Source organism: Rhodovarius sp. (assembly GCF_040399605.1).
GTDB lineage: Bacteria > Pseudomonadota > Alphaproteobacteria > Acetobacterales > Acetobacteraceae > Rhodovarius > Rhodovarius crocodyli_A.
This window is the reverse complement of sequence record NZ_JBBARU010000152.1, coordinates 1-3138: the sequence shown is the minus strand read 5'-3', so window position 1 is coordinate 3138 and position 3138 is coordinate 1. Positions and strand designations below refer to the sequence as shown.

Genomic DNA, 3138 nt, shown 5'->3' with positions numbered 1-3138 from the left:
ACATAGGCTGCTCGGCTCCAGCCCAGCGTCGCCACGAACACCGAAAGCCTGTCCTCGCCGCGCCGGATCGTCGCCCAGTCCACCTGCATCTGCTGGCCCGGTGCCGTCTCGAACCGCACCACCGGTTCCACCACGGCTGGTGGCTGCTGCGCTGCCACGAAATCCTTCACCAGCGTGTAGCCGCCCACATAGCCCCGCGCGCGCAGTCCACGCAGCAGCACCGTGGCCGCCAGCCGATCCGGCAGTGCAGAGGCCAGGCGCTGGAGGATGTAGCCCTCGAACGCTGATAGCTTGCCAGGCTGGGGTGGCCGTTCGCGATACCGCGCTGCGTCCGGGACCCGCAGGTAGCGGCGCACCGTATTGCGCGAGACGCCGACCTCTCGCGCAATCTCGCGCACGCCCTTGCCGTGTTTGGACAATATCCTGATCTCCATTGCCGCCTCTCCTCCAACCATCCCGGACCCCGCCAATTCGACAGGATCATCTTTGGCATGGGTCAGGTTTCAATCGGCGCATGGGTCAGTTTTGCAGTGGCGCTTACACTGTGGCGGGGCGTAGTGTCTTGGTCTGCGGTGGGGGCCGGAAGTCGTAGGGTCGGTGCGGTTGGGTGCGGCCGATGGCGACAAGTGGCTTGATGCCCCGTGCATCGGGGGCGGCGACGGCCTTGCCCGAGGCGAAGCCAGTGTCGGCCTTGGGCAGGCCGATGCCTGCCTCCATGCCCAGGATGGTGGCACAAAAGCTCGGCGCGTCGGCGGAGGTGGCGACGACACCGGTGGCGAGGATCAGTTGCGAGCCCTCGGGGCAGACCACGGCTTGGGCGTTGTAGGCCTGGCGGTATTCGTGCGCGTTGGAGCGGCGCATCAGCGCGCTGTCGGGGTCGGTGAGGTTGGATTGGTGCGTGGGTGGCGGATCGTCCTCGAGCGGCTTGGGCGGACGGCCGCGCCGGCCCTTCTTCGCATCGAAGATGGCCTGCTTGGCTTCATGCTCCGGCCGCGCGGCCTCGGCTTCGGCGCGGGCAGTCAGTTCGGCGATGTCGGTGGCGAGCTTGGCGCGCAACTCCTTCGCCCGGTCGTAGCGCACGGAGCGGATCTTGGAGGCATTGGCGTCAAGCTTGGTGCCGTCGATCGAGACCGTCCCGAGCCGGAGCAGGCCGCTCTCGCGCGCCAGCAGCAGCACCTGGAGGAAGGCCGCCTCGAAGGCAACGCGGTTGGTGCGCCGAAAGGCGGCGATGGTGTCGTGGACGGGGTGCAGGTTCGCCACCACGTAGCGCACGCCGATGTCGCGATGGGTCGCCCGTTCAATACGGCGGGAGGAGAAGATGCCGTGGGCGTAGCTGTAGATCAGCAGCGCCAGCATCAGCCGTGGATGATACTGCGCCTTGCCACCGCAGATCGCACGCGCCGCGAAGGCGCTCAGCGGCAACCGCTCTACCGCCTCCACCACGAAGTGAGCAACGTCATCCGCCGGCAGCAGGAACGCCTGGTCCCGGCTGAATGCAATGAATATTGTCATGCCCAGCAGATTCGCAGATTTCAGGGCCGCTGGGAATCCGACAGACTGCTAGGCCGATCCCGGGCTTGCATTTCGAGGCCAGCAACGCGCAATGTTAAGAGAATTAGAATAATTTTTTAACACAGGGGAAGCGCCATGCGCCGACGTGTTTTGATGAGCCTTACCGCGGCAGGATTGGCACGGCCGGCGGTTTTGAGTGCCCAGGGGCTGGGGACTGGTTTCCCGACACGGCCGATCAGATTGATCGTTCCCTGGGCGCCCGGGGGCTCGACGGACAGTATCGCCCGGCTGTTCCAGCCCCGCCTGGCCGAGGTATTGGGGCGGGCCATCGTCATCGACAATCGCGGCGGCGCATCCGGTGCGACAGGTGCAGCAGAGGCAAGTCGCGCACCCAATGATGGCAGCGTCTGGATCTTCGTTTATGACACGCAGGCCACGAATGAGACATTGATGCAGTTGCCATTCCGCACAATGGAGGCATTTGATCCTGTCTGCCATGTCGCCTCCGGACCATTGGCAATGGTGGCGCATCACAGCACCCCCTATCAAAATTTCCAGGATGTGATCGATGCGGCGAAGCGCGCGCCGGATACGATCAACTTCGCGACCTCAGGGGTGGGCGGCCTGGCGCATGTCGCCACCACGCTGCTGCAACAACAGGGCGGTTTTAGACTGGTGCATGTGCCCTATCGCGGCGGTGGACCTGCGGTGCAGGACGCACTTGGCGGCTTCGTGCCGCTGTTCATGACCAATGTGGTGATTGTCAGCCAGCATATCCGTGCCGGGCTTTTGAGGCCGCTGGGTGTCACGACGAGCGGCGAAAGCCGCCATGTGCCTGGGACGCGCAGCTTTGCTCAGCAATCATTTGCCAATTTTGAAGCGCCAACCTGGTGGGCGATGTTGGCGCGCAGCGGCACACCTGCGCCGCTGGTAAGGCAAATGAACGAGGCGCTGATTCAAGTACTCAACGAACCTGCAGTGAAGACCCGTATTGAGGCGCAGGGCTGCGATATCGTGGCCAGTACGTCCGATGAATGCAGGCAATTCCTGGGGGCAGAGATCGAAAAATGGGGCCAGGTGATCCGCGCCAACGACATTCGCTCGGATAGCTGAGAAAGGCTTTGTCGGATTTTCGTGATTTTGGGGGTAAAAGCCAACGACTGGGTAGAATGTCGAGTAACAATGGCCGTGGTGCATGGCAGCCCGTGACCCAGTTGTTGGTCGATCCTGAACCAGCCCACCTGCGAGATACCTTTGGCGAGAGCAACCGTCGGCCTCTGAGCAGAGACCGTTCGTATCAGGCCGCTCTTCCTCCGCCAGTTCCCATACGAGCCGTGTGTGAATCAGCATCGTATTGGGACCCCGGCCGTAACTTCTTCTAACCTGTTGAGCAGGCTTGGAAATATGGTGTGCAGGTAGGGTCCCGATCGGCGGCAATCGGGGCCCCACCCCAAATGAATTTCCACAAGCGCTTACAAGAGCCTATGCGGAATTCGTAGCGGGTCCCACTTCGGTGCTTATTCACAGGCGGGATTGTGAATTCTTTGGTATTTAATTCCGAATGCACTGCGCGTAAATGGGGGGGGCCTGCCCTGCCCGCTTCGCCACGGCCGCCGCGGGCAGGAA

General features: G+C 63.0%; 2 protein-coding genes and 1 pseudogene. 1 reads left to right on the top strand and 2 read right to left on the bottom strand.

Features of this window, described 5'->3' with window-relative positions:
• Both ABWP84_RS18475 and ABWP84_RS18470 read right to left on the bottom strand, forming a co-directional pair.
• A partial coding sequence (locus ABWP84_RS18475; protein WP_353213490.1) for a helix-turn-helix domain-containing protein occupies positions 1–434 on the bottom strand: 434 nt, incomplete at its 3' end.
• A 109-nt stretch (positions 435–543) separates the two neighbouring features.
• Positions 544–1512 (bottom strand): annotated as a pseudogene (locus ABWP84_RS18470) (transposase); the annotation flags it as partial.
• A gap of 174 nt (positions 1513–1686) precedes the next feature.
• Between ABWP84_RS18470 and ABWP84_RS18465 the strand changes: the two are divergent.
• Positions 1687–2625, top strand: coding sequence for a tripartite tricarboxylate transporter substrate-binding protein (locus tag ABWP84_RS18465; RefSeq protein WP_353213489.1), 939 nt, complete (start codon positions 1687–1689; stop codon positions 2623–2625).
• Positions 2626–3138: the final 513 nt, after the last annotated feature.